The organism is Methylobacterium currus (assembly GCF_003058325.1).
Taxonomy (GTDB): domain Bacteria; phylum Pseudomonadota; class Alphaproteobacteria; order Rhizobiales; family Beijerinckiaceae; genus Methylobacterium; species Methylobacterium currus.
Genome location: NZ_CP028843.1, coordinates 2,407,736 through 2,433,507, shown reverse-complemented (window position 1 = coordinate 2,433,507; position 25,772 = coordinate 2,407,736). Strand labels below are relative to the sequence as shown.

At 70.3% G+C, this 25,772-nt stretch carries 20 protein-coding genes and 1 pseudogene; 10 read left to right on the top strand and 11 right to left on the bottom strand.

Annotation, left to right across the window (positions count from 1 at the left end):
- Positions 1-10: 10 nt before the first annotated feature.
- Positions 11-760, bottom strand: a complete 750-nt coding sequence (locus tag DA075_RS11575; protein WP_099953352.1) for a YdcF family protein — start codon at positions 758-760, stop codon at positions 11-13.
- A 429-nt stretch (positions 761-1,189) separates the two neighbouring features.
- On the opposite strand from DA075_RS11575, the gene DA075_RS11570 reads away from it, so the two are divergent.
- Positions 1,190-2,611, top strand: a complete 1,422-nt coding sequence (locus DA075_RS11570; RefSeq protein ID WP_099953351.1) for a phospholipase D-like domain-containing protein — start codon at positions 1,190-1,192, stop codon at positions 2,609-2,611.
- Here the strand turns inward: DA075_RS11570 and DA075_RS11565 are convergent.
- The 3 genes from DA075_RS11565 to DA075_RS11555 form a co-directional block, all read right to left on the bottom strand.
- Complete coding sequence (locus tag DA075_RS11565) at positions 2,565-3,602, bottom strand: lysylphosphatidylglycerol synthase transmembrane domain-containing protein (RefSeq protein WP_338068010.1); 1,038 nt, start codon at positions 3,600-3,602, stop codon at positions 2,565-2,567. The two genes, DA075_RS11570 and DA075_RS11565, sit on opposite strands and share 47 nt — an antisense overlap.
- Complete coding sequence (locus tag DA075_RS11560) at positions 3,599-4,360, bottom strand: endonuclease/exonuclease/phosphatase family protein (RefSeq protein ID WP_099953349.1); 762 nt, start codon at positions 4,358-4,360, stop codon at positions 3,599-3,601. Before DA075_RS11560 ends, DA075_RS11565 begins: the two co-directional genes overlap by 4 nt.
- 142 nt (positions 4,361-4,502) lie before the next feature.
- Positions 4,503-5,297, bottom strand: a complete 795-nt coding sequence (locus DA075_RS11555; RefSeq protein ID WP_099953348.1) for an SDR family NAD(P)-dependent oxidoreductase — start codon at positions 5,295-5,297, stop codon at positions 4,503-4,505.
- Positions 5,298-5,404: 107 nt separating this feature from the next.
- On the opposite strand from DA075_RS11555, the gene DA075_RS11550 reads away from it, so the two are divergent.
- On the top strand, positions 5,405-6,301 hold the full coding sequence (locus DA075_RS11550; protein ID WP_099953347.1) for a LysR family transcriptional regulator: 897 nt from the start codon (positions 5,405-5,407) through the stop codon (positions 6,299-6,301).
- Positions 6,302-6,307: 6 nt separating this feature from the next.
- Here the strand turns inward: DA075_RS11550 and gcvA are convergent, their stop codons facing one another.
- The gene (gene gcvA, locus DA075_RS11545) at positions 6,308-7,264 is read right to left on the bottom strand and encodes a transcriptional regulator GcvA (RefSeq protein WP_099953346.1); all 957 of its coding nucleotides are present in this window, start codon (positions 7,262-7,264) and stop codon (positions 6,308-6,310) included.
- Between the two features lie 129 nt (positions 7,265-7,393).
- On the opposite strand from gcvA, the gene DA075_RS11540 reads away from it, so the two are divergent.
- Both DA075_RS11540 and DA075_RS11535 read left to right on the top strand, forming a co-directional pair.
- Positions 7,394-7,624 (top strand): DUF1127 domain-containing protein, encoded by a 231-nt coding sequence (locus DA075_RS11540; protein WP_099953345.1) that lies wholly within the window; start codon positions 7,394-7,396, stop codon positions 7,622-7,624.
- Between the two features lie 133 nt (positions 7,625-7,757).
- A complete protein-coding gene (locus tag DA075_RS11535) occupies positions 7,758-8,705 on the top strand; it encodes a DMT family transporter (RefSeq protein ID WP_099956542.1) in 948 nt (315 codons plus the stop codon).
- A 52-nt stretch (positions 8,706-8,757) separates the two neighbouring features.
- Here the strand turns inward: DA075_RS11535 and DA075_RS11530 are convergent, their stop codons facing one another.
- Both DA075_RS11530 and DA075_RS11525 read right to left on the bottom strand, forming a co-directional pair.
- Complete coding sequence (locus tag DA075_RS11530; RefSeq protein WP_099953344.1) at positions 8,758-9,297, bottom strand: hypothetical protein; 540 nt, start codon at positions 9,295-9,297, stop codon at positions 8,758-8,760.
- Positions 9,298-9,551: 254 nt separating this feature from the next.
- Positions 9,552-10,439, bottom strand: a complete 888-nt coding sequence (locus tag DA075_RS11525; protein WP_099953343.1) for an AraC family transcriptional regulator — start codon at positions 10,437-10,439, stop codon at positions 9,552-9,554.
- 178 nt (positions 10,440-10,617) lie between these two features.
- On the opposite strand from DA075_RS11525, the gene DA075_RS11520 reads away from it, so the two are divergent.
- The gene (locus DA075_RS11520; RefSeq protein ID WP_167456062.1) at positions 10,618-11,775 is read left to right on the top strand and encodes an ISAs1 family transposase; all 1,158 of its coding nucleotides are present in this window, start codon (positions 10,618-10,620) and stop codon (positions 11,773-11,775) included.
- Positions 11,776-11,920: 145 nt separating this feature from the next.
- On the opposite strand, the gene DA075_RS11515 is transcribed toward DA075_RS11520, so the two are convergent.
- Together DA075_RS11515 and DA075_RS11510 are read right to left on the bottom strand one after the other, a co-directional pair.
- The gene (locus DA075_RS11515) at positions 11,921-12,586 is read right to left on the bottom strand and encodes a ribonuclease T2 family protein (RefSeq protein WP_099953342.1); all 666 of its coding nucleotides are present in this window, start codon (positions 12,584-12,586) and stop codon (positions 11,921-11,923) included.
- The gene (locus tag DA075_RS11510; RefSeq protein ID WP_099953341.1) at positions 12,586-13,059 is read right to left on the bottom strand and encodes a hypothetical protein; all 474 of its coding nucleotides are present in this window, start codon (positions 13,057-13,059) and stop codon (positions 12,586-12,588) included. Before DA075_RS11510 ends, DA075_RS11515 begins: the two co-directional genes overlap by 1 nt.
- Positions 13,060-13,331: 272 nt before the next feature.
- On the opposite strand from DA075_RS11510, the gene polA reads away from it, so the two are divergent.
- Positions 13,332-16,391 carry a DNA polymerase I gene (gene polA, locus DA075_RS11505; RefSeq protein ID WP_099953340.1) on the top strand — a complete coding sequence of 1,020 codons (3,060 nt, stop codon included), beginning with the start codon at positions 13,332-13,334 and terminating at the stop codon, positions 16,389-16,391.
- A gap of 39 nt (positions 16,392-16,430) precedes the next feature.
- On the opposite strand, the gene DA075_RS11500 is transcribed toward polA, so the two are convergent.
- Both DA075_RS11500 and DA075_RS11495 read right to left on the bottom strand, forming a co-directional pair.
- Complete coding sequence (locus tag DA075_RS11500; RefSeq protein WP_099953339.1) at positions 16,431-18,515, bottom strand: methyl-accepting chemotaxis protein; 2,085 nt, start codon at positions 18,513-18,515, stop codon at positions 16,431-16,433.
- A gap of 454 nt (positions 18,516-18,969) precedes the next feature.
- Complete coding sequence (locus DA075_RS11495) at positions 18,970-20,838, bottom strand: sigma-54-dependent Fis family transcriptional regulator (protein WP_099953338.1); 1,869 nt, start codon at positions 20,836-20,838, stop codon at positions 18,970-18,972.
- A 272-nt stretch (positions 20,839-21,110) separates the two neighbouring features.
- Here DA075_RS11495 and adh point away from each other — a divergent pair, with 272 nt between their 5' ends.
- The 4 genes and pseudogenes from adh to DA075_RS38515 form a co-directional block, all read left to right on the top strand.
- Positions 21,111-22,634 carry an aldehyde dehydrogenase gene (adh, locus tag DA075_RS11490; protein WP_099953337.1) on the top strand — a complete coding sequence of 508 codons (1,524 nt, stop codon included), beginning with the start codon at positions 21,111-21,113 and terminating at the stop codon, positions 22,632-22,634.
- Positions 22,635-22,687: 53 nt separating this feature from the next.
- Positions 22,688-23,053 (top strand): DUF779 domain-containing protein, encoded by a 366-nt coding sequence (locus tag DA075_RS11485; RefSeq protein WP_099953336.1) that lies wholly within the window; start codon positions 22,688-22,690, stop codon positions 23,051-23,053.
- Positions 23,054-23,270: 217 nt separating this feature from the next.
- Positions 23,271-24,485: a NosD domain-containing protein gene (locus DA075_RS11480; RefSeq protein WP_099953335.1), complete on the top strand. Its 1,215-nt coding sequence runs from the start codon at positions 23,271-23,273 to the stop codon at positions 24,483-24,485.
- A gap of 743 nt (positions 24,486-25,228) precedes the next feature.
- A pseudogene (locus tag DA075_RS38515) lies at positions 25,229-25,765 on the top strand (calcium-binding protein); the annotation flags it as partial.
- Between the last annotated feature and the right edge of the window lie 7 nt (positions 25,766-25,772).

Genomic DNA, 25,772 nt, shown 5'->3' with positions numbered 1-25,772 from the left:
GTCTGGGGCCTCACCGCACCAGCGGCTCGGCCACCATCTTCACCGGGTGGCCGCGGCTGACCAGCACCGCCGCGCTCGAATGCTCGGGGTCGGTCTCGAACCGGGTGCGGACCCAGGCGACCAGGAACTTCGCGTATTCCGAGGCGAGCAGCCGCGCCGAGGCCGGGTGGCGCCACCACTGGTCCGGGTCGACCCCCTCGGGGACGACCGGGTGCGGCACCACCTGGTGGCCCTCCGCCAGCGCGTGGTCGAGCTCCACCAGCGTGCGCGGCATGTGGTAGTTCGAGGTCACCACCGCGACGCTCCGGAACCCGTTCTCGCGCATCCAGCGCCGGATCTCGATCGCGTTGCCGATGGTGTTGCGGGCCCGGTAGTCGAGATCGACGCAGCAGGCGATCAGGTGCTGCTGGCCGGGGTTGAGCCGGGCGATCTCGTCGCGGCTGGTGCGCTCGTTGACCCCGGTGATGAGCAGGCGTCGGCCGTAGCCGCCGGCGAGCAGGTCCATCGCATCCTCGATGCGCTGGGCCCCGCCCGTGAGGGCCACGATCCCGTCGGAGGGGCCGAGCGGCAGCCGCTCGGAGCGGGCGAGGCCGGCCACGAAGGCGAGGAAGCCGAGGCCGAAGGCGAGGCCGGCGGCAAGGCCGAGACCGGTGAGAGCGAGGGCGAGGCGGCGGCGCAGGCTCCACCGGGACGGGGGCGGTCCCTCGGATCCGCCGCCCGACCAGGACCAGCCCACCACGTCGCCGGTTCGCGTTGTCATTCCACGCTGCATCCGCGAGGTCATCTCACCCGTGCCGAGCATAGTGCCGATTGCGGCGGCCGAGAGGCAACCGTCACCGGGGCCGATTCGTTCACTCGGGCCATCCCCTTGTGAAGAGCGGGCAAGGATCGAGGCTAGCCACTCTATCTGGCGTCGGGCTGATCTCCCGGCGCGCCGCAGCGGCTCCCTCGACGGTACCGCCTCCGCGGTTGCGCCGGTGGCCGCGTTCGGCGAAGGAGGGGCTCCGCACATCGAGGTGGCCTTCGCCTCGGCCTGTCCGGGTCGAGGAGGGAGGAGGCCGGGCCGGCATCGGAAACCGCAGCGGCAGCCGGCAGGGCGAATCGCCTGTGCGTGTCCCGCCGGCCCGGAACGGACGGCCTCGCCTACCGTTCCGGCCCTCGACAGGACGACACGAGTGACGAGCACCCCATGACCATGGACCCTGCGCGCGACGCGACCGAGACCCTGTTCGAGCCCGGCCGCACCTGCTGCTGCGTGGCGCGGGCCGAACGGGTCGCGGTGATGATCGACTCCGCCGAGTACTTCGGCCGGCTGGAGGATGCTTTGCGCCAGGCGCAATCCTCGATCCTGATCGTCGGCTGGGACTTCGACGGGCGCATCCGCCTGCGCCACGACGCGAGCCCGGAGGAGTCGCCGCCCCTCGGGCCGCTCCTGCGCGACCTCGCGGCCCGGCGGCCCGGGCTCGAGGTGCGGGTGCTGGTCTGGAGCGTCGCGACGGTGCACGGGCCGGGCGCGACGCTGCCGCTCCTGTTCGGGGCCGAGTGGGAGGCGCATCCGCGGATCACCGTGCGCCTCGACACGCATCACCCCCTCTACGCGGCGCATCACCAGAAGCTCGTCTGCATCGACGACCGCCTCGCCTTCTGCGGCGGCATCGACCTCACGGTCGGGCGCTGGGACACCACCGCCCACACGGCCGGCGACCGCCTGCGCACCAATCCCGACGGCGAGCTCTACCCGCCGGTGCACGACCTGCAGATGGCGGTGGACGGCGAGGCGGCCGCGCGCCTCGGCGATCTCGCCCGCGAGCGCTGGCGCGCCGCCACCGGCGAGGTGCTGGCCCCGGTGGCGAGTGCCGGCCCGGTCTGGCCGCAGGGCTTGGGCGCGCTCTTCACCGACATCCCGGTCGCCATCGCCCGCACCATGCCGCTCCAGGGGGACGAGCCCTCGGTCGAGGAGGCGGCGGCGCTCACCGCCGCGTCCCTCGCCGCCGCCAGGGAGACGATCTACCTCGAGGCGCAGTACCTCACGGCCAATTTCGTCGCCGACGCCCTCGCCGCCCATCTGGCGGCGGAGGCGGGGCCGGAGATCGTGGTAGTGCTCACGCGCCGCTCGCACAACTTCACCGAGCGCGTCGCCATGGGCACGCCGCGGGACCGGGTGCTGCGCCGCTTGCGCGCCGTCGACCGCTTCGGGCGCCTGTTCGTCGCCTATCCGGTGGTGCCGGGACCCGAGGGAGATTGCGAGATCGAGATCCACGCCAAGCTCGTCATCATCGACGACCGGTTCCTGCGCATCGGCTCCTCGAACCTCAACAACCGCTCGGTCGCTCTCGACACCGAGTGCGACCTCGCGGTCGAGGCCCGCAATCCGGAGGAGTGCGCCGCGATCCGCGGGTTGCGCGACCGCCTGGTGGCTGAGCATCTGGGCGTCGAGCCGGACGTGATGGCCGAGGCGATCGGGCAGGAGGGGCTCCTGGCGGCGATCCGCCGTCACATGGGCGGGCCGCGCAGCTTGCGGGTCTGCGAGGTGCCGGAGGAGGAGGGCCTGCTCGATCCGCTGGTCAGCTCCGAGCTGCTGGACCCGGAGCGGCCGTTCGGGACGGCGTAGCGGCCGCCCCGCCCGCATCGCGCCACCGGAACACCGCCTCGGTGACCGCGAAGGCGAGGAGGCCGAGCGCCAGGGGACCGAGGAAGTACAGGCACCGGAAGGCGATCAGCGGGCCGATGACGTCGGTCTTCGGCAGGAGGTGGACGACCACGCTCTCGATCACCCCGACGCCGCCGGGCACGTGCGTGATGAGCACCGCCGCATTGGCGATGACGAAGACGGAGGCGACGGCGAGGTAGCCGACGTCGGAGACCGCCGCCAGCACCTGGTGCAGGCAGGCCGAGACCAGGGCGAAGTTGACCGCGCCCAGGCCCACCTGCGCCGCCGCGAGCGGCAGCGGCGGCATCTCGATCGACCAGCGCCGCACGGTCAGCGGCTTTCGCCACCAGGCGGCCAGCCCGAGATAGGCCGCGACGCCGCCCGCGCAGGCGAGGCCCGCCGCCAGGACGGCGCCTTCCCGTAACCCCGTCACCTCCCGGGCGAGGCCGGGATGGACCAGCACCGCGACGGCGCCGAGCGCCATCAGGCCGACCGCGACGGTGACGCCGCAGAACAGGACCGCCTTGGCGACGTCCGCGGTCTTGAGGCCCCAGCGGGTGTAGAAGCGGTAGCGGATCGCCCCGCTGCTGAGGCCCGCGAAGCCGATGCTGTGGCCGAGCGACAGGCTGATGAAGGCGGCGAGCGCCACCCGCCGGTAGGGCAGCGGCGTGCCGGCGGCGCGCAGAGCCAGCCAGTCGATCCCGGTGAGGCAGAGATAGCTCGCGGCGGCGAAGCCCCCGGCGGCGGCGAGCCGGCTGGCGGGAAGCGCCCGCACGGATTCGACGAGCTGCGCGAGGCTGTAGCCGGCGAGCGTGCGGTAGAGCAGGTAGCCGCCGAGGGCCACGCTGAGAACGGTGAGGAGGATGGTCCAGACCCGGCGGCGGGCGGACATCCGTTCCTTGCTGTCCTTGGTCGGCTCGCCGTCCTTGGCTTGTCCTGGGGACTGCGTCACGCGGGTTCCTCTCGGGGCACGGAGATGCGGGGGCCGAGGGCCGGCGCGAGGTCGAGATCGGCGACGAGCGGCAGGTGGTCGGAGGCGACCCGGGCGAGCCTGCCGCCGAGCGGGCGCACGTCCCGCACCGCGATGCCGCGGCTGACGAAGACGTGGTCGATGCGCAGGAGCGGCAACCGGGCCGGGAAGGTCGGCCGCAACCAGGCCTGATGCCCTTGCGCGTCCGGCAGCCGGGCGGCGAGGCGGCGATGGACGCTGGATCCCGGCAGGGCGTTGAAGTCGCCGAGCAGCACCACCGGGTCGCGGCAGGCCGGATCGCCGAGGAAGGCGGGCCCGAGCAGCGCCTCGGCCTGCGCCCGCCGCTCGTGCCGGTGGAGACCGAGATGCGTCGTGACGACCTGCACCTCGGCGCCGCCGGCGGCGACGGCGGCCCAGAGCGCGCCGCGGGGCTCGCAGCCGGCCCGGCCCGGCAGGGCTGCCGCCCGCACCAGCCGTGAGGGGAGGGCGGTCAGGATCGCGTCGCCGTAGAGCTCCTCCATTACCCGCATCGCCGGGTGGAAGTGGGAGCGCATGCCGAGATGGGCGGCGATCGCCTCGGCCTGGTCGATCCCGCCGCTGCGGGCACGCCCGACATCGAGTTCCTGGAGCGCCACCACGTCCGCCCGGCAGGCGGCGATCACCGCGGCGATGCGCTCCGGGTCGAGACGGCCGTCGGCGCCGAGGCAGCGGCGCACGTTGTAGGTGAGGACGCGGAGCAACCGGGCGGGGCCTTCCTGAGCGACATATCTCCCTCAACGGCCGAGCCTGGCGGTGGTTCGGGCTCTCCCGCCGCGCTTCGCGCGAAAGCGACACGTGAGATCCTGGACGGACCGGCGGGCATCCGCTCCCGGTGCCGTGGGGTCAGGCGACGGTCGGCACGATCCCGCCCTCGACCCGCAGGCTCGCCCCGTTGGTCGCCGCGGCGAGCGGGCTCGCCAGATAGGCGACGAGGCCGGCGATCTCCTCGGGCTCGATCATGCGGGCGAGGAGCGAGAGCGGGCGGTGGACCCGGAAGAATTCCGCCTCCAGCTCGTCCGCAGGGGCATTCGGGTCCGAGGCGACGCTCTTGAGAAAGTCCACGATGCCCTCCGAGCGGGTCGGGCCGGGCATCACGGAATTGACCGTCACGCCGGTGCCGCGGGTGCGCTGGGCGAGGCCCCGGGCGATGGTGAGCTGGGCGGTCTTCGTCACCGCGTAGTGCAGCATGTCGGGCGGCGGCACGAGGCCGGACTCGCTCGACACGAACACGATCCGCCCGGACGTCCGCGCCAGCATGCCGGGGAAATAGGCCTGGGCCAGCCGGGCGCCCGAGACCACGTTGACCTCGAACAGGCGGTGCCAGTCGGAATCGCTGATCTCCTCGAACGCCTTCGATTCGTAGATGCCGAGGTTGTTGACCAGGATGTCGACCTCGGGCACCGCCGCGACCAGCGCCGCCGCGCCCTCGGCCGTCGCCGGATCGGCCAGCACCGTGCGGGGCGCCCGCGCACCGGGCTCGGCCGCGATCGCCTGCGCCGCCGCGTCGAGCTTGGCCTGGTTGCGCCCGGGCAGCAGCACCTCGGCGCCTTCCGCCGCGAGGCGGCGGGCGATGGCGAGGCCGATGCCGGCGGTGGCGCCGGTGACGAGGGCGGTCTTGCCGCCGAGCTTGAGGTCCATGGCCGGTCTTTCGTCTGTGGAGGCCCCGAGATGACGATGCCGGCGATTGATGACCAGCGCGCCGGCCGGCACGATGATCGTGCATCGGACGCAACAATGGACCGCTCATGGACAATCGCCTCGGCGAGATGGAGGCCTTCGTGCAGGTGGCGCGCCGCGGCAGCTTCGCGTCCGCCGCCAAGGCCCTGCGCTGCACGCCCTCGGCGGTGAGCCGGGCGGTGGCGCGGCTGGAGGCGCGCCTCGGCGTCGGGCTGATCCGGCGCACCACGCGGGCGATGACCCTGACGCCGGAAGGCGAAGTGTATCTCGCCCGGGCGGGCGAGCTGATCGCCGAGTTCGACGCGATCGAGGACAGTTTCGGCCGCGACGCCGACCAGCCGAGCGGCTTGTTGCGGGTCAACGCCTCGGTGCCGTTCGGCACGAAGGTGATCCTGCCGGTGCTGCCGCGCTTTCTCAGCCAGCAGCCGCGGATGCGGGTCGATCTCGCGCTCACCGACGACGTGGTCGACCTCGTCGAGGCGAGGGCCGACGTGGCGATCCGCATCGGCCGCCTGCGCGATACCCGCCTGCGGGCGAAGCGCCTGGGCCGCAGCCGCCTCGCGGTGGTGGCGGCGCCCGCCTATCTCGACGATCGCGGCACGCCGGACCATCCGGACGCGCTCCTCGACCACAATTGCCTCAACTTCAGCTTTCGCCGCTCGCTCGACACCTGGCCGTTCCTGATCGACGGGGCGGTGTCGCAACGGCCGGTGCACGGCAACTTCTTCGGCAACTCCGGCGAGGTGGTGCGGCTGATGGCGCTCGGCGGCGCCGGGCTCGCCCGGCTCGCCCGCTTCCACGTCGACGAGGACATCGCGGCCGGGCGCCTCGTGCCGGTGCTCGAAGACTTCAGCCCCGGCGACGCGGAGGACATCCACGCCCTCTATGCCGGGCACGAGCGGCTGTCCTCGCGCATCCGCTGCTTCGTCGATTTCCTTGCCGCCCATGCGATGGTGCGGGGATGAGCCGCCTCAGCCGTTCCACTCCGCCGCCTGCGCCAGGATCCATTCCCGGAAGCGGGCCACCTTCGGGGCGTCGGTCTCGGTCGGGGTGACGAGGAAGAAGCTGTAGGGGCTCGCCACCTCGTCGGGAAAGGGCCGCACCAGACCGAACCCGGCCTGGCCCGAGTGGAGTCGGCCGATGCCCGCGACGAGGTCGCCCCCCAGCACCCGGGTCGCAAGCCCGACCCCGCCGCCGGCGGTGGCGACCTGCAAGATCATGAAGGTGTGAGTGAAGCGCGGCCCGCGCGAGGCATCGACGTTGGAAACGCCCGCCGCCGCGAGCCATTGCGGCCAGTCCACCGCCTCGATGTCGATCGGATCGTCGTCGTGGAGGAGCGTGTGGCGGGCGAGGTCTTGGGGACTGCGCAGGGGAGGCTCGCCGTCGCGAAGGCCAGGGCTGCAGACTGGGAAGACGACGTCGTGCATCAGGAGGTCCGAGCGCAGGCCCGGATAGCGCCCGCGCCCGTGCCGGATCGCCACGTCCGTGTCGTCGCGGGAAAAGTCCACCAGGCGGTTATTGGCCACCACCCGCACGTCGAGATCGGGATGCTGCGCCCGGAAGCTGCCGATGCGCGGGATCAGCCACAGGCTGGCGAAGGAATGGGTGGTGCTGACCGTCAGCACGTGGTCCTGGCCCTGGCGGCGCAGCCGGGCGGTCGCCTCGGCGAGATGGTCCAGCACCTCGCCGGCGGCGGCGGCGAAGCGCTCGCCCGCCGGGGTCAGGGCGACGCCCCGGCTCGGCAGGCGGCGGAACAGGGCTAAGCCAAACCAGCCCTCCAGGATCTTCACCTGCTGCGCCACCGCGCCGGCGCTGACCCCGAGCTCGTCACCCGCCTCGTGGAAGGTGGCGTGGCGCGAGGCGGCCTCGAAGGCCCGCACCGCATTGAGCGGCGGCAGGCGGCGGCGGGGGTTCCGGTGGAGGGCCATGATGCAGTCCAGATTGGGAGTGACCCAGATTTCCTGCGGTGACGGACGAGTCGATCTGGTTTGATCGGAGAGCGCCCGAAAGGCAATCTCCCTTCATCGATCCACCGATTGTCCCATCCGGAGACAGCCATGACGAGCCTCGTCGCTGGCCGAGGAAACCTGCGCCTCGTTCCTGCCATCCGCATTGCGCCGCCGCGCCGCCGCACCGCCATCTCGCTCATCGAGCGGCTCGAATTGTGGGCCGACCGCCGGCACGAGCGCCGCGCCCTGATGGCCTGCCCCGACGGGCTGCTCAAGGATGTCGGCCTGTCGCGGGCCGATGCCCTGCGCGAGGCGGAAAAGCCGTTCTGGCGGGACTGATCCGCAGGCTATCGACCGCCGAGATTTTCATCGCCGAGATTTTCATCGCCGAGACCTTCATCGCAAGGAACGGGATGCCGCCGGGGCGCCCTTGCGTCAGGGTGCGGCATCCGCCCCGGAGAGCCCGATGCCGATGAAGCCCGTCGCCAACCGCCCCATGACCCCACCGGAATGGGGCCTGCTCCTCGGCCTCTCGGTCCTGTGGGGCGGATCGTTCTTCTTCGTCGGCGTGGCCTTGCGCGCCCTGCCGCCATTCACCCTGGTGGTGCTACGGGTCGGCCTCGCCGCCGCCATCCTCGCCCTGGTGCTGCGGGTACGGGGAATTCCCGTGCCGCGGGGCGCCAAGGTCTGGCTCGCCTTCCTGGGCGCGGCCGTCCTCAACAATGCGGTGCCGTTCTGCCTCATCGCCTGGGGGCAGACCCACATCGCGTCGGGCCTCGCCGCGATCCTCAACGCCACCACGCCGCTCTTCGGCGTGCTGGTGGCCCACCTCCTCACCGACGACGAGCGCCTGACCGGCAATCGCCTCGCCGGGGTGCTGGCCGGCCTCGCGGGCGTCGCCGTGATGGTCGGACCGTCGGTCCTCGCCGGGCTCGGCGGTGAGGCGCTGGCGCAGGGCGCGGTCCTGCTCGCCGCGCTCTCCTACGCCTTCGCCGGCATCTACGGCCGCCGGTTCAAGCGCATGGGCATCCCGCCGCTCTCGGCCGCCGCGGGCCAGGTCACCGCCGCGACCGTGCTGCTGCTGCCCGTCGCCCTCGCGGTCGATCGGCCCTGGACCCTGGCGCCACCGCCCTTGACGGCCGTCGCGGCGGTCATCGGCCTCGCGGCGCTCTCGACGGCGCTCGCCTACGTGATCTTCTTCCGCCTGCTGGCGAGCGCCGGGGCGACCAACCTGATGCTCGTCACCTTCCTGATCCCGGTCTCGGCGCTGCTCCTCGGCGCCCTGGTGCTGGGCGAGCCGGTCGTGCCGCGCCAGCTCCTCGGCATGGCGCTGATCGGGGCCGGGCTGGTGGCGATCGACGGGCGGTTGCTGCGGTGGCGGAGGAAAGCCGCCACGCCGGCAAAGCCGGTCTCGCTCTGAACCGTCGCCCGCGGCTCGACCGCCGGAGAGGCTGTCCGCGGGCGGGACGCGGTTACTCCGACGCCCGCGACGTCGCCCGCACGGTGAACTTGTACGCCCCCACGAGGGCGAGAACCGTCGCGAGGACGTCGATGCGCCGGGGGATCTCCGGCACGAAGACCATCGCCGCATCGGCCAGAACGAGCACCGCGAAGGCCGCCGCCCAGGCGAGGGTGACGGCGCGGTTGACCCGCGTGAAGTGCGGGCTGGCCCAGATCTCCGGCAGCGTGGTCTCCCGCGCATACTGGAGCGTGAAGGGCCGCCCGACTGCCAGCGAAGCCAGCACGATGACGAGCAACCCCGCATCGACGACGAGACGCACCGCCGGGATCGTCCAGGTCTGCCCCATGACGCGCGTGGTGAGCGCGAGACCGGCGAACAGCACCAGCGTGCCGGCCTCCAGGATCTTGATGGACCGACCGAGGACGACGCGATCACGCAGCATCAGCCCGGCGGCCACGGCCGCGCCCACCCACAGGGCCGCCCCCACGAACCCGAGATGGATGAGGATCGCGAAGGCGACGAAGGGTGTGAAGCTCGCGAGCAGGTTCATGCCGGCCGCTCTCCATCGCGGCCTGCCGCCGCCAAGCAGATTTCGCAAAAGCGGGTTCCGGTTTTGCGACGAAAATCTGCGATAAAACAAGACTCGAAGCGGACGAAGCGTTGGTCTGCCAACGCAAGTCTGCCGAGTGCCGCATTGCCGAGCTATACCGGTTCCTGCTTCACCGCGAAGCTGTGCCCTTGGGAGACCGTGGCAGGCCGAAAGGTGCCACTACATCGTCACGATGATGGAGTTCGGCTCCCTGGTCACGCCACGACGGGCACATGCACGTCGATGACGGTGCCCGGCCGGTCGGGGGCGAAGCGGCCGTCATGGAGTTCGAAATCGGGAGTATCGGCGACCGTGAGGCCGGAGGCCGGGACGAGCTCGCCCCAGATGGTCGCCATGGCGCCCTTCACCTGCGGGTGCAGGGCCGTCCCGTCCAGGGTGATCCGGAACACCGCGTAGGTCGCCGCGGGGATCGTCTTGCGCACGAAGCCGGCGGGCAGGCCGCCCTCCGGCCGCACGCCCACGCCGGCCATGTAGTCGAAGCTGCCCTCGTCCCTGTCGGCGCTCCAGACGACGCCGTAGGTGGCCCAGCTCGGCACCTGTCCGTCGAAGGGCAGGGCCCGGATCATCGTGGACCAGAGGTCCGGGATGGTGGATGAGGTCGCCCGGTCGAAGCGCCGCGTCGGGCCGGCGACGGTAAACGCGTCGCGGGTCACGAGGCCGGGCAGCCGGGCGACGGCGCGGGAGGTCTCGGCGGGTGTCGGCATGAACACGTCTCCGTCCGGGGGAAGGATCGCGAGGCCGCGGCGGAAGCGGCCGGGTGTGACGCCGAAGCGGCGCCCGAAGGCGCGGGTGAAGGCTTCCTGGGATTCGAACCCGGCCTCGAAGGCGAGATCGACGAGCCTCGCCTCGGGCTCCGCGGCGAGGCGCCGTGCCGCCCGCACGAGCCGGCGCCCGCGCACATGCGCCATGGGCGACAGGCCCATCCGGGCGGTGAACAGGCGCGAGAAATGGTAGGGCGACAGGCCCGCGCGCTCGGCGATGCGGGCGAGCGTCAGGCGCTCGTCGAGCCGCTTCTCGATCCAGGCGAGCGTGTCGGCGACGAGGTCGGGGCCGGGGGCGCGAGGGGAGGGGGCTCGATCCATGCCGTCATCATGACGGAGGAGAGGGGCGCGCGTCCTGACCGGTCTTGCTGTGGGGGATGGGGGCTGCGGTCAAGCCGGAAGGGAAGGACCGCCAGGGCAATCGGGTGAATGCGGGAGGTGACAAGGACCGGAAGCTCTGAATCGGTCGTCCGCCACGACGTGGTTTAGGAGGCGGGCGATGGACGAGGCGAGCGAGCCGGTAGCGGCGGTGTTCGAGGCGACGGTGTTTCTCGATCATTTCGCGGACCTGCCCGATCCGCGCCAGCCCGGCAAAGTCGCCTATCGCCTGGACGAGGTTCTGCTGCTGGCGTTGCTGGCCATCCTGGCGGGGGCTGAAGGCTTCACCGATATCGCCCGGTTCGGTCACACGAAACTCGACCTTCTGCGCCGATTTCTGCCGTTCCGGAACGGCACGCCGAGCCACGATCATCTCGGTGACATCTTCGCGGCGCTCGATCCCGTCGCATTTCGACGCTGCTTTGCGGCCTGGGCCGCGACGCTGACGCAAACGCCGCTCGACGTGATCGCGATCGACGGCAAGACCTCGCGGCGCTCGGGCCGGGCCGGTGCGCGAGATGCCCTTCACGTCGTCTCCGCCTTCGCCGCACGCCAGCGGTTGGTGCTGGCCCAGACCAAGGTGAGCGGAAAGTCCAACGAGATCGCGGTAATCCCGGCCCTGCTCGACCTCCTGTCGATCGAGGGGGCGATCGTCACCATCGATGCGATGGGCTGCCAGCGTGCCATCGCCCACAAGATCCTCGACAAGAAGGCCGACTATGTCCTGGCGCTCAAGGGCAACCAGGGCACGCTGCACGAGGACGTCACGCTCTTCGTCGAGGAACAGAAAGCTCGGGACTTTGCCGATTGCACCGTCAGCACGCACGAGACCGTCGAGGGCGATCACGGGCGGATCGAGACCCGGCGCGTGACTGTCATCCATCAGGTCGCCTGGCTCCAGGCGCGCCACGCCTGGCCGGGGTTGAAGAGCCTCATCGTCGTCGACAGCACCCGTGACTTGAGCACCCGTGACCCGGTAAACAGGATCGAGCGTGAGACGCGCTGCTATCTGACCTCGTCACCGCTCGGCGCCGACCGCCTCGGGCCTGCCGTCCGGCAGCATTGGGCGATCGAGAACGGCCTGCATTGGATCCTCGACGTCACCTTCCACGACGATCAGTCTCGCATCCGTACTGCTCATGCCCCCGAGAACATGCTGACGGTCCGCCACATCGCGGTGAACGTCGCAGCCCGCAAAAAGGGCAAGGATTCCATGCGCCTCGCCCTCAAAACCGCAGGCTGGGACGACGACTACCTCGTCAGGCTCGTCGCACCATGACCCTTCACCCGATTGCCCTGGAAGGACCGCCTGCCTGCCCGGGTTCGTCTCACCCGCGATCCTCGCCCGAGCGAAAGGCCGGTCGGCGCTCAGGCCGGAGGGATGAACGGGACGAGGGTCGTCGCGGCGCCGGGACGGGCGCGCCTCAGCGCCCCGTCCCCACCGTCACCTCGCCGGCGCGGCAATTCTGGCGGGCCACCTCCGGGCAGGGGGTGAAGCCGCGCAGATCCTTGGAGAGGCAGATCCGCACCTCCTCGAGCCGGCCCGCCTTGCAGGTCACCGACATCATGTCCGGGCGCAGGCCGGGATTGGCGGCGACGAACTGGCGGGCGATGTCGATGGGGGCGGCGCGCAGGTCGTCCGCCGGCTTCGCCAGGGCGGCGGGGATCGTCACCGCCTCGCGGGCACGGCGGGTGGCACGGAAATAGGCCGCCGGGTCGAGCCCCGAGCAGGTGCCGTGCTGGCGCCATTCGTGGCGGGCCAGCCCCTCGCTCGGGAAGACCCCCTCGGCCTCGGCCATGGCCGGGCGGCTCGGGCTGCGAGGATATGCGCCGCACTCGCTCGGGAAGCCGCGCTCGTATTGCGGCCACAGGCCGTGGACGACGAAGCCCGGGTTGCGGCCGGCCTCGCATTGCTGGTCGTTCCGGCGCTCGCCGGTCAGCGCGCAATAGGTCGGCGACCAGGACAGGGCCAGGACGTAGAAGTCGAACACGCCGGGCTCGCCGCCCCCGCGCCCCTGCGCGGCAGCCGGGCCGGCGGCGGCCGTCGCCGCGAGAGCCGTCGCGAGGACGGCGCCGACCAGGGCGCGCATTACGGCCGGGCCTCGCGGCAGGACGAGGCCGAGGCGTAGGCGTAGGCGAGGTTGCGGTCGAGGCCGTGGACGCAGAACTCGACGCCGTAGGTCGCCCCGATGATGCCGAGGCTCTCACGCACCGAGTAGTCGACCCGCCGGCGCACCCCGTCCGAGGTGGTGGCGACCGCGGTGCAGAAGCGGCGGGGATAGAAGTCGAGGCCCCAGGGTCGCCAGGCGGTGCGCTCGATGCTGTCGTAGGAGGCGATCGTCAGCGTCGAGTTCCAGAACTTCGCCTCCTTCTCGGCGAACTGGTAGGTGATCTTCTCCAGCACGCCGGCATCCTGGCAGCCCGGGATCTGGGCGTCGAACGGGAACTCGCGCTCCTCGGCCGGGGCGATCTCCTGGCGAGCCGAGCGGGCCTGCGCGGCGGACAAGCCGGCGGCGGTGGCGAGCCCCGCGATCAGGGCGGCGAGGAGGGGTGTCTTGCGCATGGGCCGGTCCTTGGGCCCGGGGGCGGGCGCAGGCCCGCGACGGGCCCGCGAGGCTCAGCCTTCCGGGTGAATGACGGTTGCTCTCTCGCCTGACACCAAGCCTCCGCCCGCGCCAAGTCAAGCTTCGGGACCGGTCGCATGGCGCTTTCGCGGCCTCTGGTGTGCGGGGGGCACACCCGTTCCCGGGGGAGCGCGCCCGCGCCGCGGTTTGCCTCGTCCCGGCGACGCACTAAGACGGGTCTCACAGGCCCCCGGAACAGATGTCAGCCCGCATGAGCACCGAGACCGCCCCCGAGACGAAGCCCGTCGGCCCCGGCGATCAGGTGCTCCTGGTCGACGGCTCGTCCTTCATCTTCCGGGCCTATTTCCAGTCGATCAATCAGCCCGAGCGCTACAACTTCCGGCCCTCCGACGGGCTGCCGACCGGGGCGGTGCGGCTGTTCTGCGCCAAGCTCGCGCAGTTCGTGCAGGAGGGCGCCGCCGGCGTGGTGCCGACCCACCTCGCCATCGTGTTCGACAAGTCCGAGGGCTCGTTCCGGAAAGAGATCTTTCCGGACTACAAGGGCCACCGGCCCGACGCCCCCGACGACCTCAAGCGGCAGATGCCGCTGATGCGCGACGCGGTGCGGGCCTTCGGCCTGCACCCGATCGAGTTGCAGCGCTACGAGGCCGACGACCTGATCGCCACCTACGCCCGCCAGGCGGAGGCCAGGGGGGCGGGCGTCATCATCGTGTCCTCCGACAAGGACCTGATGCAGCTCGTCGGCGACCTCGTGCGCTTCTACGACTTCGAATCGGGCCAGAAGGGCAAGCCGGGCTACCGGCCCGAGCGCAACCTCGACCGTGCCGCCATCCTGGAGCGCTGGGAGGGCCTGGGGCCGGAGCAGATCGGCGACGCGCTGGCGCTGATCGGCGACACCTCCGACAACGTGCCGGGCGTGCCGGGCATCGGGCTGAAGACCGCCGCGGCGCTGATCAAGGAGTTCGGTAGCCTGGAGGCGCTCTTGGAGAAGGCCGCCACGATCAAGCAGCCCAAGCGCCGCGAGACGCTGCTGGCCAATATCGACCAGGCGCGGCTGTCGCGCCGGCTCGTCGCCCTCGACGAGGCGGTGCCGGTGCCGGTGCCCCTCGACGACCTCGGCCTGCCGAAGCCCGATCCCGAGCGCCTGGTCGGCTTCCTCAAGGCGATGGAGTTCAACACCCTGACGCGCCGCATCGCCCAGATGCTGCACGTCGATCCCGAGGCGGTGCGGCCCGACCCGTCCCTGCTGCCGGAGGGCGCCGATGCGGGCTTCTCGAATCCGGCGGGCGGCAGCGATGGGGCGCCGTTCTTCGGCGACGCGCCGGAAGCAGGCCCGGAGGCGAAGACCGAGGTCGATCCCTTCGCCGACCTCGACCTGCCGGATGCGCCGCCGAAGCCCAAGGCCCCGGCCGAGGCGACGCCCACCACGCTGGTGGCGGCGCGCGCCGCCGAAGCGGTCAAGCCCTTCGACACGGCCTCCTACGAGACCATCACCACGGTCGAGACCCTGGAGACCTGGATCGCCGAGGCGGTCGAGGCCGGGGTCGTCGCGGTCGATACCGAGACGACGGCGCTCGATGCCAACAAGGCCGACCTCGTCGGCGTGTCGCTCGCCACCGCGCCGGGTCGGGCCGCCTACATCCCCCTGAGCCATCGCGGCGGCGAGGACCTGTTCGGCGGCGGCCTGCTGCCGGGGCAGCTCCCCTGGGAGGCCGTGAAGGAGCGCCTGAAGCCGCTGCTCGAGAACCCGGCGGTGCTGAAGGTCGGCCAGAACATCAAGTACGACTGGCTGATGCTCGCCCGCCACGGCATCGAGGTCCGGCCCTTCGACGACACGATGCTGATCTCCTACGTGCTCGATGCCGGCAAGGGCTCGCACGGCATGGACGAATTGGCCCGCCGCCATCTCGGCCACCAGCCGATCACCTTCGCGGACGTCGCCGGGACCGGGCGCCAGAAGGTCACCTTCGACCGCGTCGCCCTCGACAAGGCGACGGCCTACGCGGCCGAGGACGCCGACGTGACCTTGCGGCTGTGGCGGCTGATGAAGCCGCGGCTCGCCGCCGAGCGCCGCGCCACCGTCTACGAGACCCTGGAGCGGCCCCTGGTGCCGGTGCTGGCGCGGATGGAGCGCGAGGGCATCAAGGTCGATCGCGGCATGCTGAGCCGGCTCTCGGGCGATTTCGCCCAGTCCCTGGCGCGGCTCGAGGACGAGATCCAGGAGATGGCGGGGGAAAAATTCTCCGTCTCGTCGCCCAAGCAGATCGGCGACATCCTGTTCGGCAAGATGGGCCTGCCCGGCGCCAAGAAGACCCCGTCCGGCCAATGGGCGACGCCCGCGACCCTCCTGGAGGAGCTGGCCGGCCAGGGCCACGAGCTTCCGCGCAAGATCCTCGACTGGCGCCAGCTCTCGAAGCTGAAATCGACCTATACCGACAGCCTCCAGGAGCATGCCGACCGCGGCACCGACCGGGTCCACACCTCCTTCGCGCTCGCCGCCACCACGACCGGGCGGCTCTCCTCGTCGGACCCGAACCTCCAGAACATCCCGGTCCGCACGGAGGAGGGCCGGCGCATCCGCCAGGCCTTCGTGGCCGATGCCGGGCACAAGCTGATCTCGGCCGATTACAGCCAGATCGAGCTGCGCCTGCTCGCTCACATCGCCGACATCCCGCAACTGCGCCAGGCCTTCGAGGACGGCATCGACATCCATGCCGCCACCGCCTCGGCGATGTTCGGCGTGCCGCTCGACCAGATGAACCCGGACCTGCGGCGCCGGGCCAAGACCATCAATTTCGGCATCATCTACGGCATCTCGGCCTTCGGCCTCGCCGACCGGCTCGGCATCCCGCAATCCGAGGCCGCGGCCTTCATCAAGCAGTATTTCGAGCGCTTCCCCGGCATCCGCGCCTATATCGACGACACCAAGAAGATCTGCCGCGACAAGGGCTACGTCACCACCCTGTTCGGCCGGGTCTGCCACTACCCGCAGATCCGCTCCAACAACCCGCAGGAGCGCGCCTCGGTCGAGCGCCAGGCGATCAACGCGCCGATCCAGGGCACGGCCGCCGACATCATCCGCCGGGCCATGGCCCGGATGGAGGGTGCGCTCGCCGATGCCGGCCTCTCGACCCGGATGCTGCTCCAGGTCCACGACGAACTGGTGTTCGAGTCGCCCGACGACGAGGTCGAGCGGGCGCTGCCGATCATCGCCCGGGTGATGGAGGAGGCGCCCAACCCGGCGGTCTCTCTGCGGGTGCCGCTCGCCGTCGAGGCCAAGGCGGCGGCGAACTGGCAGGAGGCGCACTGAGCCCGACGCCTCGGCACGCGCGCCGAGGCGTCGGTCTTTTCACGCCGCCCGCACGGTGTCGAGGAAGCGGTGCACTTCGGTGCCGAGATGCGTCGCTTGCTGCTGCAACGCCGAGGCCGAGGCGAGGACGCGATCCGCGGCCGCCCCGGTCTGCTCGGCGGCCCCGGCCACGCCGGCGATGTTCGTCGTCACCTCGCCTGTGCCGCTGGCGGCCTGGTTCACGTTGCGGACGATCTCCTGGGTCGCCGCGCCCTGCTCCTCCACGGCGGCGGCCAGGGCGACCGCCACGGCGTCGATCTCCTCGATCCGCCCGGCGATCGCCGCGATGGCCGACACCGCCTGATCGGTGGAGCCCTGGATCCGGCCGATCTGCTGGGTGATCTCCTGCGTGGCCCGGGCGGTCTGGCTGGCCAGCTCCTTGACCTCTGCGGCGACCACCGAGAAGCCGCGGCCGGCCTCGCCGGCCCGGGCCGCCTCGATCGTGGCGTTGAGGGCCAAGAGGTTGGTCTGGTCGGCGATGCCGGCGATCATCGCCACCACGTCGCCGATGCGCGCGGTGGTGGCGTTCAGGTCGTGGACCAGGGCGGTGGTCCGCTCCGCCTCGCCCACCGCCGCACGGGCGAGGCCCGCCGCGCCCTGGACCTGCCGGCCGATCTCAACCACCGAGGCGCCGAGCTCCTCGGCCGCCGCCGCCACGGTCCCGACATTGGCCGCCGCCTGATCGGCCGCGGTCGCGACGGTGAACGACTGGCTCGCCGTCGCGCTGGCCGCGCCGGACATGGTCTGGGCCGTCGCCTGCAGCTCCGTCGCCGCATGTGCCACCAGGCCGACGATGCCGCCCACGGCGGTCTCGAAATCCTCGGCCACCCGGTGCATCGTCGCCCGCCGCTGCGTCTCCGCGTCGGCGCGGGCCTCGGCGGTCTCCGCCTCGAGGGCGCGGCTGCGGATGAGGTTCTGGCGAAACACCTCGACGCCCCGGGCGACGGCGCCGATCTCGTCGTGGCGGTCGAGATCCGGAACCGTCACCGTGGCGTCGCCCCCCGCCAGGCGGTTGATCGCGGCGGTCATCCGGTCGAGGGGCCGGGTGACGCCCCGCAGGATCACGACCGCGCCCAGCCCGGTCAGCAGGATGATCCCCGCCATCAGGGCCGCGTTGAAGGCCAGGGCCTCCTTCGCCTCCGCCTCCGCCGCCTCGGCACGGGCGGCGAGCTGCGTCACTGCCCGCGCGGGGATGGCCAGCAGCGTGTCGAGGGCCGGCACGACCGCACGCGTGAAGTCCTCGTTGGTCAGATTCGTCTCGTAGCGGCCGGTCACCGCCGCCGTCAGAGGGCCGACCATCTCGCCGTACGTGCCGCCGAAATACGTCGCCTTGGCCGCCGTCACGGCGGCGGCGAGGTCCGCGCCGTCGGGCAGCTGGCGCACCGCATGCTCCACCTGCTGGAACACCGTCTCCGTCTGGCCGCGCCGGACGAGGATGGTGGTCGCTTCCTGCTGCGTCAGCGGGCGCTGGTAGGCCAGGGCCCGGGTGAGGGCGCTGGCGGCGTCCCCGGCCATCCCGCGGGCAACCCAGCCCTTGTGCCGGATCTCGATCAGGTCGGCCAGCCGGCGGTCACCGGTGCGGATCGGCCGTTCGACGGCGTCCGCCAGGGTATCCATCGTCGCCAGCATCGCCGGGACATGGGCGGAGAGATCCGTCAGCAGCTTGGGATCGCGCTCGGCCCGGGGGCGGGTCACCTGGCGGTCCACCTCGCCGCGGAGCGCGCGGAGCCTGGCATGGTCCGAAGCCGTCGCCTCGCCGAGGGCGGCCGTCTCGGGGCCGAGCCGGCCGAGGCGGTCGAGCGCCGCGGCGATTCCGCGGTCGACCTCGCCGCGCCGGGTCGCGAGCCGGGCCGCCGCCGCGGCCGCGGCCTCGCCCTCGAGCTTCAGCACCCCGATCTCGTAGCTCAGCTCGTAGCGCAGCGACCCCATGGCATTGAGCAGCAACTCGTCGATCTTCGCCAGACGCGCGACCTGCTCCGACGTCATCCAGGCTTGACGCGATCGCAGCAGATCGCGCCCGAACATGCCGAGCGCGATGCACGACAGCACCACGATGATGGTGATCAACTTGGATTTGAGGGACAAGGATCGGGTCCTCATTCGGGTGGTGGGCGGCTTCGGGGGCGGGGCGACTAGGAATTTATACAGAACAAGGGCAATGGCCGCGGAATGGCTTGAGGGCAATCGAGCTGCCAATGCTCCATTTGACAGGGTGACTTTAGGGTATGGAGGTGTAAGATGTTCGATGGAGATTAATAAAATGAGCAGGGACCGGTGATCCGGCGGCCGTTCCGGCTGTGGGGCGTTCGTCCGCAGCGGGGAAGACCGGCAGCCCCGATCATTCGTCCCCCGGATCGACCCGGAGCAGGTCGCGGCGGCACGCTTGCCTCTTCCTCCGGCGCCACCTCAGGAAGCGGCGGGGCTTCCCTGCGGATGAGGAGCGCGCAGATACTGTCATCTGCTGGTCTGTATCAATAAAAACAGGATATTATACGATAAGATCCGAGCGTGGTTTCGATGCGCCGTCTCGGCGACCGGCTCACCCCGACATTCCAGCCCGCTCCGTCAAGCACCGCCGATAGAGCGTGCTGCGGCTGATGCCCAGGCTGCGGGCCGCGCGGCTGACATTGCCGCCGTGCTCCGCCAGGGCCGCCCGCATCGCCTCATGCGCCAGGGTGTCGAGCCGGCCGGTGGCGGAGGCCGGCCGGGGCGTGGGATCCGGGCGGGGGGCGATCCGGCGCCCGGCCACGCCCTCGGGCAGGTCCTCCGGGCCCAGGCTCTCCCCGGTCTCGGCGAGCGCGGCCAGGGCCTTCAGGCAGGCGGCGAGCTGGCGCAGGTTGCCGGGCCATTCCGCCTCGGCGAGCGCCGCCTCGCAAGGAGGCGACAGGTGCACCCGGCGGGACGGGCCGTCGGTCCGGGCCCACAGCGCCCGCACCAGGGCGAGGCGGTCCGGCCGCTCGCGCAAGGCCGGCAGCCGCACCCGGTAGGGAGCGATGCGGTAATAGAGGTCGGCCCGGAAGGCGCCCTCCTCGACCATGCGGGACAGGTCGCGGTGGGTGGCGCAGACCAGCGCGAAATCGACCGGGACCGGGCGGGTGCCGCCGACGGGCAGCACCTCCCGCTCCTGCAGGGCCCGCAGCAGGCGCGATTGCAGGGACAGCGGCATGTCGCCGATCTCGTCGAGGAAGAGCAGCCCGCCCTCGGCCTGGCGCAGCAGGCCCTTGGCGCCGTGGCGCGCGGCCCCCGTGAAGGCGCCGGGCTCGTAGCCGAACAATTCCGCCTCGATCAGCGTCTCGGGGAGGGCCGCGCAGTTCACCGCCACGAAGGGCTTTTGCGACCGCCCGCAGGCCGCGTGGGCGGCGCGGGCGAACACCTCCTTGCCGGTGCCGGTCTCGCCCTCGACCACCACCGGGATGTCGGCGTCGATCAGGCGCACGGCGCGGGCGAGCAGCGTCTCGGTGGCGCGATCGAGGATCGGTCCCTCGGCGCTCTGGCGCGCCGGCTCGGCCGGGAGCCGGCGCCTGACCGGGGCCGGCGCGCCCTGGAGACGGCCGTAGAGCGGCGTCCCGGCCTCGTCCCGCAGGGCCAGGAGGCCGGGCGCGGCGCCGCCGCCATGGATGCCGGCATGCTCGGTCCCGAGATCGCCCCAACTGAGGCCGAGCAGCGCCAGCCCGTGCCGGTTGGCGCCGACGAGGCGGCGCCCCTCGAACACCAGGACTCCCTCCCGGGGGGTGCCGAGCAGGCCGGGGTCGCGGTGCAGCCGCAGCACCTCGCAGCCCGGCGGCACCGCGTCGAGCAGGCGGTGCTCGATGGCGGCGACGGCGAGCCCGACCAGCCCGAGGGCATGGCCCTGGTGGATCGCCGCCGGGCCGGTGAGGTCGAGGACGCCCAGGACCGTGCCGTCCGGGCCGAGGATCGGCATGGCGGCGCAGCTCAGGATGCGGTGCGGCTCGAAATAATGTTCCGCCCCCCGCACCTCGACCGGGCGGCGCTCGACGAGGGCGGTGCCGATGGCGTTGGTGCCGGTCAGGCTCTCGCTCCACGGCACCCCGGGGCGCAGGGCCACCTGCGCGGCGCGGCCGGCGAAGGAATCGCTGCCGAGGCTGTCGAGGATCAGCCCGTCGGCATCGGTGAGGATCACCAGGCTGCCGGTCGCCTGCGCGTCGGCGTGCAGGGCCTCGATCTCGGGCCGGCAGGTCTGGCGCAGGGCCTCGCTGCGGTCGAAGGCCTCGCGCATCTCGGCGGCACTCAGCGGCTCGACCCGGGGGCGCTGCCCGAAATCGAGCCCGAGGGCGGCGCAGCGCTCCCAGGAGCGCAGGATCGGCGGCGGCGGCTCCGTCACCCCCGGCCCGAAGGCCTGCCGCCGGGCGGCCAGCAGGGTGCGGGGCGTGGTCACGCGGCTGTGCATGCGCGGCTCGCCTCCCGTGTCGCCGCCGCGTCGGCGGACTGTCGCTGTTTGCGACAGGTGTCGCAGGTGTCGCGCGCCCGGTCCAGCGCCACGGCGGCCGGACGGGTCCGGATTTTGGTCGAAGGACGCGCCAGGCGATCGGAAAAGAGAATTCCGATCAAGGGCTTGCCGAACGCTGGAGGCCCTGGGCCCGGCGTCCGGCACCCGGCTGGCACGCGCGCTGCCGGGTGATCTTCCGCCACGCGCCGTCACGGGGCGACTGGGAGGAACAGATGAACAAGCCGGAAGTCTTCGCGGAATCCAGGACCGCCTCGCCGTTCTCGGCCCGCTACGACAACTTCATCGGCGGCGAGTGGGTCGCCCCGGTCGCGGGCCGCTACTTCGAGAACACCTCGCCGATCACCGGCGGCGTGATCTGCGAGGTGGCCCGCTCGGACGCGCAGGACATCGAGCGGGCGCTCGACGCCGCCCACGCCGCCAAGGACGCCTGGGGCCGCACCGCGCCGGCCGAGCGCGCCCGCATCCTCCTCAGAATCGCCGACCGGATGGAGGACAACCTCGACCTGATCGCCCGGGCCGAGACCTGGGACAACGGCAAGCCGATCCGCGAGACCACCCACGCCGACATCCCGCTCGCCATCGACCATTTCCGCTACTTCGCCGGCTGCGTCCGGGCGCAGGAGGGCTCGCTCTCCGAGATCGACCACGACACCGTGGCGTATCACTTCCACGAGCCGCTGGGCGTCGTCGGCCAGATCATCCCGTGGAACTTCCCGATCCTGATGGCGGTCTGGAAGCTCGCGCCCGCCCTCGCCGCCGGCAATTGCGTGGTGCTCAAGCCCGCCGAGCAGACCCCGGCCTCGGTGCTGCTGCTCGCCGAGCTGATCGGCGACCTCCTGCCGCCGGGCGTGCTCAACATCGTCAACGGCTTCGGCCTGGAGGCCGGCAAGCCGCTCGCCTCCTCGCCCCGCATCGCCAAGATCGCCTTCACCGGCGAGACGACGACCGGCCGGCTCATCATGCAATACGCGGCGCAGAACCTGATCCCGGTGACGCTGGAGCTCGGCGGCAAGTCGCCGAACATCTTCTTCGCGGACGTCGCCGCCGAGGACGACGACTTCCTCGACAAGGCGCTCGAGGGATTCACGATGTTCGCCCTCAACCAGGGCGAGGTCTGCACCTGCCCGAGCCGGGCGCTGGTCCACGAATCGATCTACGACCGGTTCATGGAGCGGGCGATCCGGCGCGTCGAGGCGATCACGCAAGGCTCGCCCCTCGACCCCGCGACCATGATCGGCGCCCAGGCCTCCTCCGAGCAGCTCGAGAAGATCCTGAGCTACGTCGATATCGGCCGTCAGGAGGGCGCCGAATGCCTCACGGGCGGCGCGCGCGCCGTGAAGGAGGGCGAGTTCGCCGGCGGCTACTACATGCAGCCGACGGTGTTCCGCGGCCATAACCGGATGCGCATCTTCCAGGAGGAGATCTTTGGGCCCGTCCTGTCGGTCACGACCTTCAAGGACGACGACGAGGCGCTCGGAATCGCCAACGACACCCTCTACGGCCTCGGCGCCGGCGTGTGGACCCGCGACGGCACCCGCGCCTACCGCTTCGGCCGGGCGATCCAGGCCGGCCGTGTCTGGACCAACTGCTACCACGCCTACCCGGCCCACGCCGCCTTCGGCGGCTACAAGCAATCCGGCATCGGGCGCGAGACGCACAAGATGATGCTCGACCACTACCAGCAGACCAAGAACCTTCTGGTCAGCTACTCGCCGAAGAAGCTCGGCTTCTTCTGATCGCATGGCAGGAGGCGGGACGCGCGTCCCGCCTCCTCGGCAAGGACGCCCGCATGACCGCTCCCCCGCCCCGCGTCACCGCCACCCCGGCGGCCCTCGAGCTGATCGCGCGCTTGCGCCGGGAGCACGGCGCGATCCTGTTCCACCAATCCGGCGGCTGCTGCGACGGCTCGGCGCCGATGTGCTTTCCGGTCGGCGATTTCGTGACCGGGGATGCCGACGTGCATCTGGGCGCGATCGGCGGGGCCGACTTCTACATCAGCGGCCCGCAATACGCGGTCTGGAAGCACACCCAGCTCATCATCGACGTGGTGCCCGGCCGCGGCGGCATGTTCTCGCTGGAGAATGGGTCCGGGCGACGCTTCCTCCTGCGCTCCCGGGTGTTCGACGAGGCCGAGATCGCGGCCTTGAACCGCTGACTGCCGGGGCCGCGAGCGGCGAGCGGCGAGGCCAGGTGGTGTGCCGGGCAGGACCCGTGCTAGAGCATCTTCCGACGAAGTAGATACCGATCGCCGCAGAAAATGCGGCAAAATCAAGGACCTAGAGCATCATCCGATTGCAACGCGATCGGATGATGCCCTAGACGCCGGGCGGCCAAGGAGAGCCTGGACCATGTCGACGAGACGATGCGTCGCCGTGACGGCGCTCACGGGCGCGGTGATGTGGGCGGCCTCCGCCGCCTGGGCGCGGGAGCCCGCGGGCGCCGGCGAGGTCGAGGGCGCGCGCCGAGGCGCACCGGGCGAAACCGATCGCGCGGGCTGCACGGCCGTGGACCGCCTCGGCGCCGTTCCGGACGGCGTGACCGACACGCTGCCGATCCTCGACGCCGCGGTCGCGGCGCAGACGGCGCGGGGGGGCGAGGCCGCGAGCCTCTGCCTCCAGTTCGGGACCGGGACCTACTTCTTCTCGCAGCCGTGGTCCTACGTCTACCCGGAGCATCGGCGCCACGGCCTGACCATCCGCGGGGCCGGATCGAGCGCGACCCTGCTGAAGTTCGCTTCCTCGTCCGGCCTGTCGCTGACCCTCAACGGCGCCAAGCAGGCCGTCCATCTGCAGGGACTGACGATGACGACGACCCAGGCCGGCGGTGGCTCGGGGATCAAGGTGGTGCAGACGCAATGCCTCGGGTCGTTCGTGCAGAGCACCTTCGACGACGTGGCGTTCGAGGGTGACAGCGGCAAGGCCTACTGGGGCACGGGCGCCGAGATCGTCGGTCTCTCGGGCACGAGCTGGCGGGCCGTGACCGTCTACGGCGACGACACGTGGCGGCACGGCCGCGGTCTCAGCTTTAGGGGCAATCCGTCCGCCTGCACGGTGAAAGCGGGATACAGCATCTACCACAACATCGCGCACGGCATCTTCAACCAGCTCGATGTCGGCCTGCTGTACGATGATTACGTGCAGGGCGTGACGGTGACGCAGTCGAATTTCCAGAACGGAAACTACGGCATCCTGCAGCCGCCTGGGATGAAGGCGGACGCGAACGTCCAGCTCATGGTGTCGAACTCCCAGTTCCAGGTCGCCCTCGCGGGCATCCGGCTCGACAGCGGGATCAAGCTGACGCAGGTCACCGGGAGCCTGTTCCTCATCGGTCCCGACAAGGATGCGCTCGGCATCCAGATGAAGAACAGCGACCTGTCGACGATCACAGGCAACATCTTCAACACGATCGGCGCCGGCGGCGTCGGCATTCGGTACCAGGCCTCGGCGAGTGCCTTCTTCGGTAACGCGTTCTCGGGGTTGCAGACCGGAATCGACGTCCTGCCCGGCTCGGTCAACAATACGTTTGGCGCCAACAATTTCAATGTCGTACGGCAGCCCACGGCCGGAACTCCGCCGGGGAAGAATTAATATGTATTTATATTCCGCACATGCTGATTAACATTTGCGTAAAGTGATTTGGTTTATTTATGATAATTATAATCAAAATACATCAAATTTTTAAGAAAATTTTGTTATATAAATGATATGTATTCCGTTAAATTTGCAATTTTATTTGTAGAGATAATAAGATACATAACAAATCCATAAAATATGTGATCAATTTGAAGTGCTGCAATCGAAATACATCCCGAGACAATGACCCGTCGCAAGTGGTTATGGGCGGCGTTTCGGTTGTTGTATACATGATCATCTGCGGGCAGGTTGACACACCGGTAGTCTTTCGGGTTCTATCGACGAATATTTTCATGCAGAAAATCTACGATCGAGAAAATTATGTTATTTAGAATGATTTCTGCACAAATTTAATCGAATAAAAGGATTCAATCAGAACTATTGGGTGGATGATCGACCTCGTAATCTCACAAAAATCACCGATTTATAATCCATTTTACTGCAAAAAGAGCCAATCGACAGTAATTATTATTATTTTTAGATGATTTTTTCAGCAATAGAATTGGCGGAGAACCGGCGGAGGTATTCGGCACAAGTAAATTTACATCTGTAAGTGCGGTTTTAAATAAATCCTGATAATTTTTCTTAAATAAATTGAAATTTTAGATTGCCGTACTATCTGAGAAATCTCGACCTGTATAACGGCGCTCCGCAAGTAGTGAGTTTTTTTCCAAACTACCAACGACGACACGCCTATAGTGATATCTGGCGATGACGTTAACAATACTCTGTTCGGCGAACCTTCGAACGACAGCTTGTTCGGCCGGGCCGGTAATGACACCCTGGTCGGTGGCGCTGGTGACGACGGCCTGGCTGGCGAGGACGGCGACGACCGCATGAATGGCGGCGCCGACGCCGATATCCTGATCGGCGGCGCCAGCAACGACGAGCTGGGCGGCGGATCGGGCGCCGACGTGCTGGTCGGCAACGCGGACAACGACACCCTGTTCGGCGAGGACGGCAACGACCGCCTCAGTGACGGCGACGGTGCCGACACCCTGGTCGGCAATCTCGGCAACGACGAACTCGGCGACGACGTGCTGATCGGTAACGAGGGGGCCGACACGCTGTTCGGTGGGGCCGGCAGCGACCGGCTGAACGGCGGCAGCGAGGCCGACATGCTGCTGGGTAACGACGGGGCCGACGAGCTCGGCGGCGGAGCCGGCAACGACATCCTGTCGGGCGGAGACGGCATCGACGTTCTGTTTGGCGAGGAGGGCGCCGACACGCTGGACCGGGGCA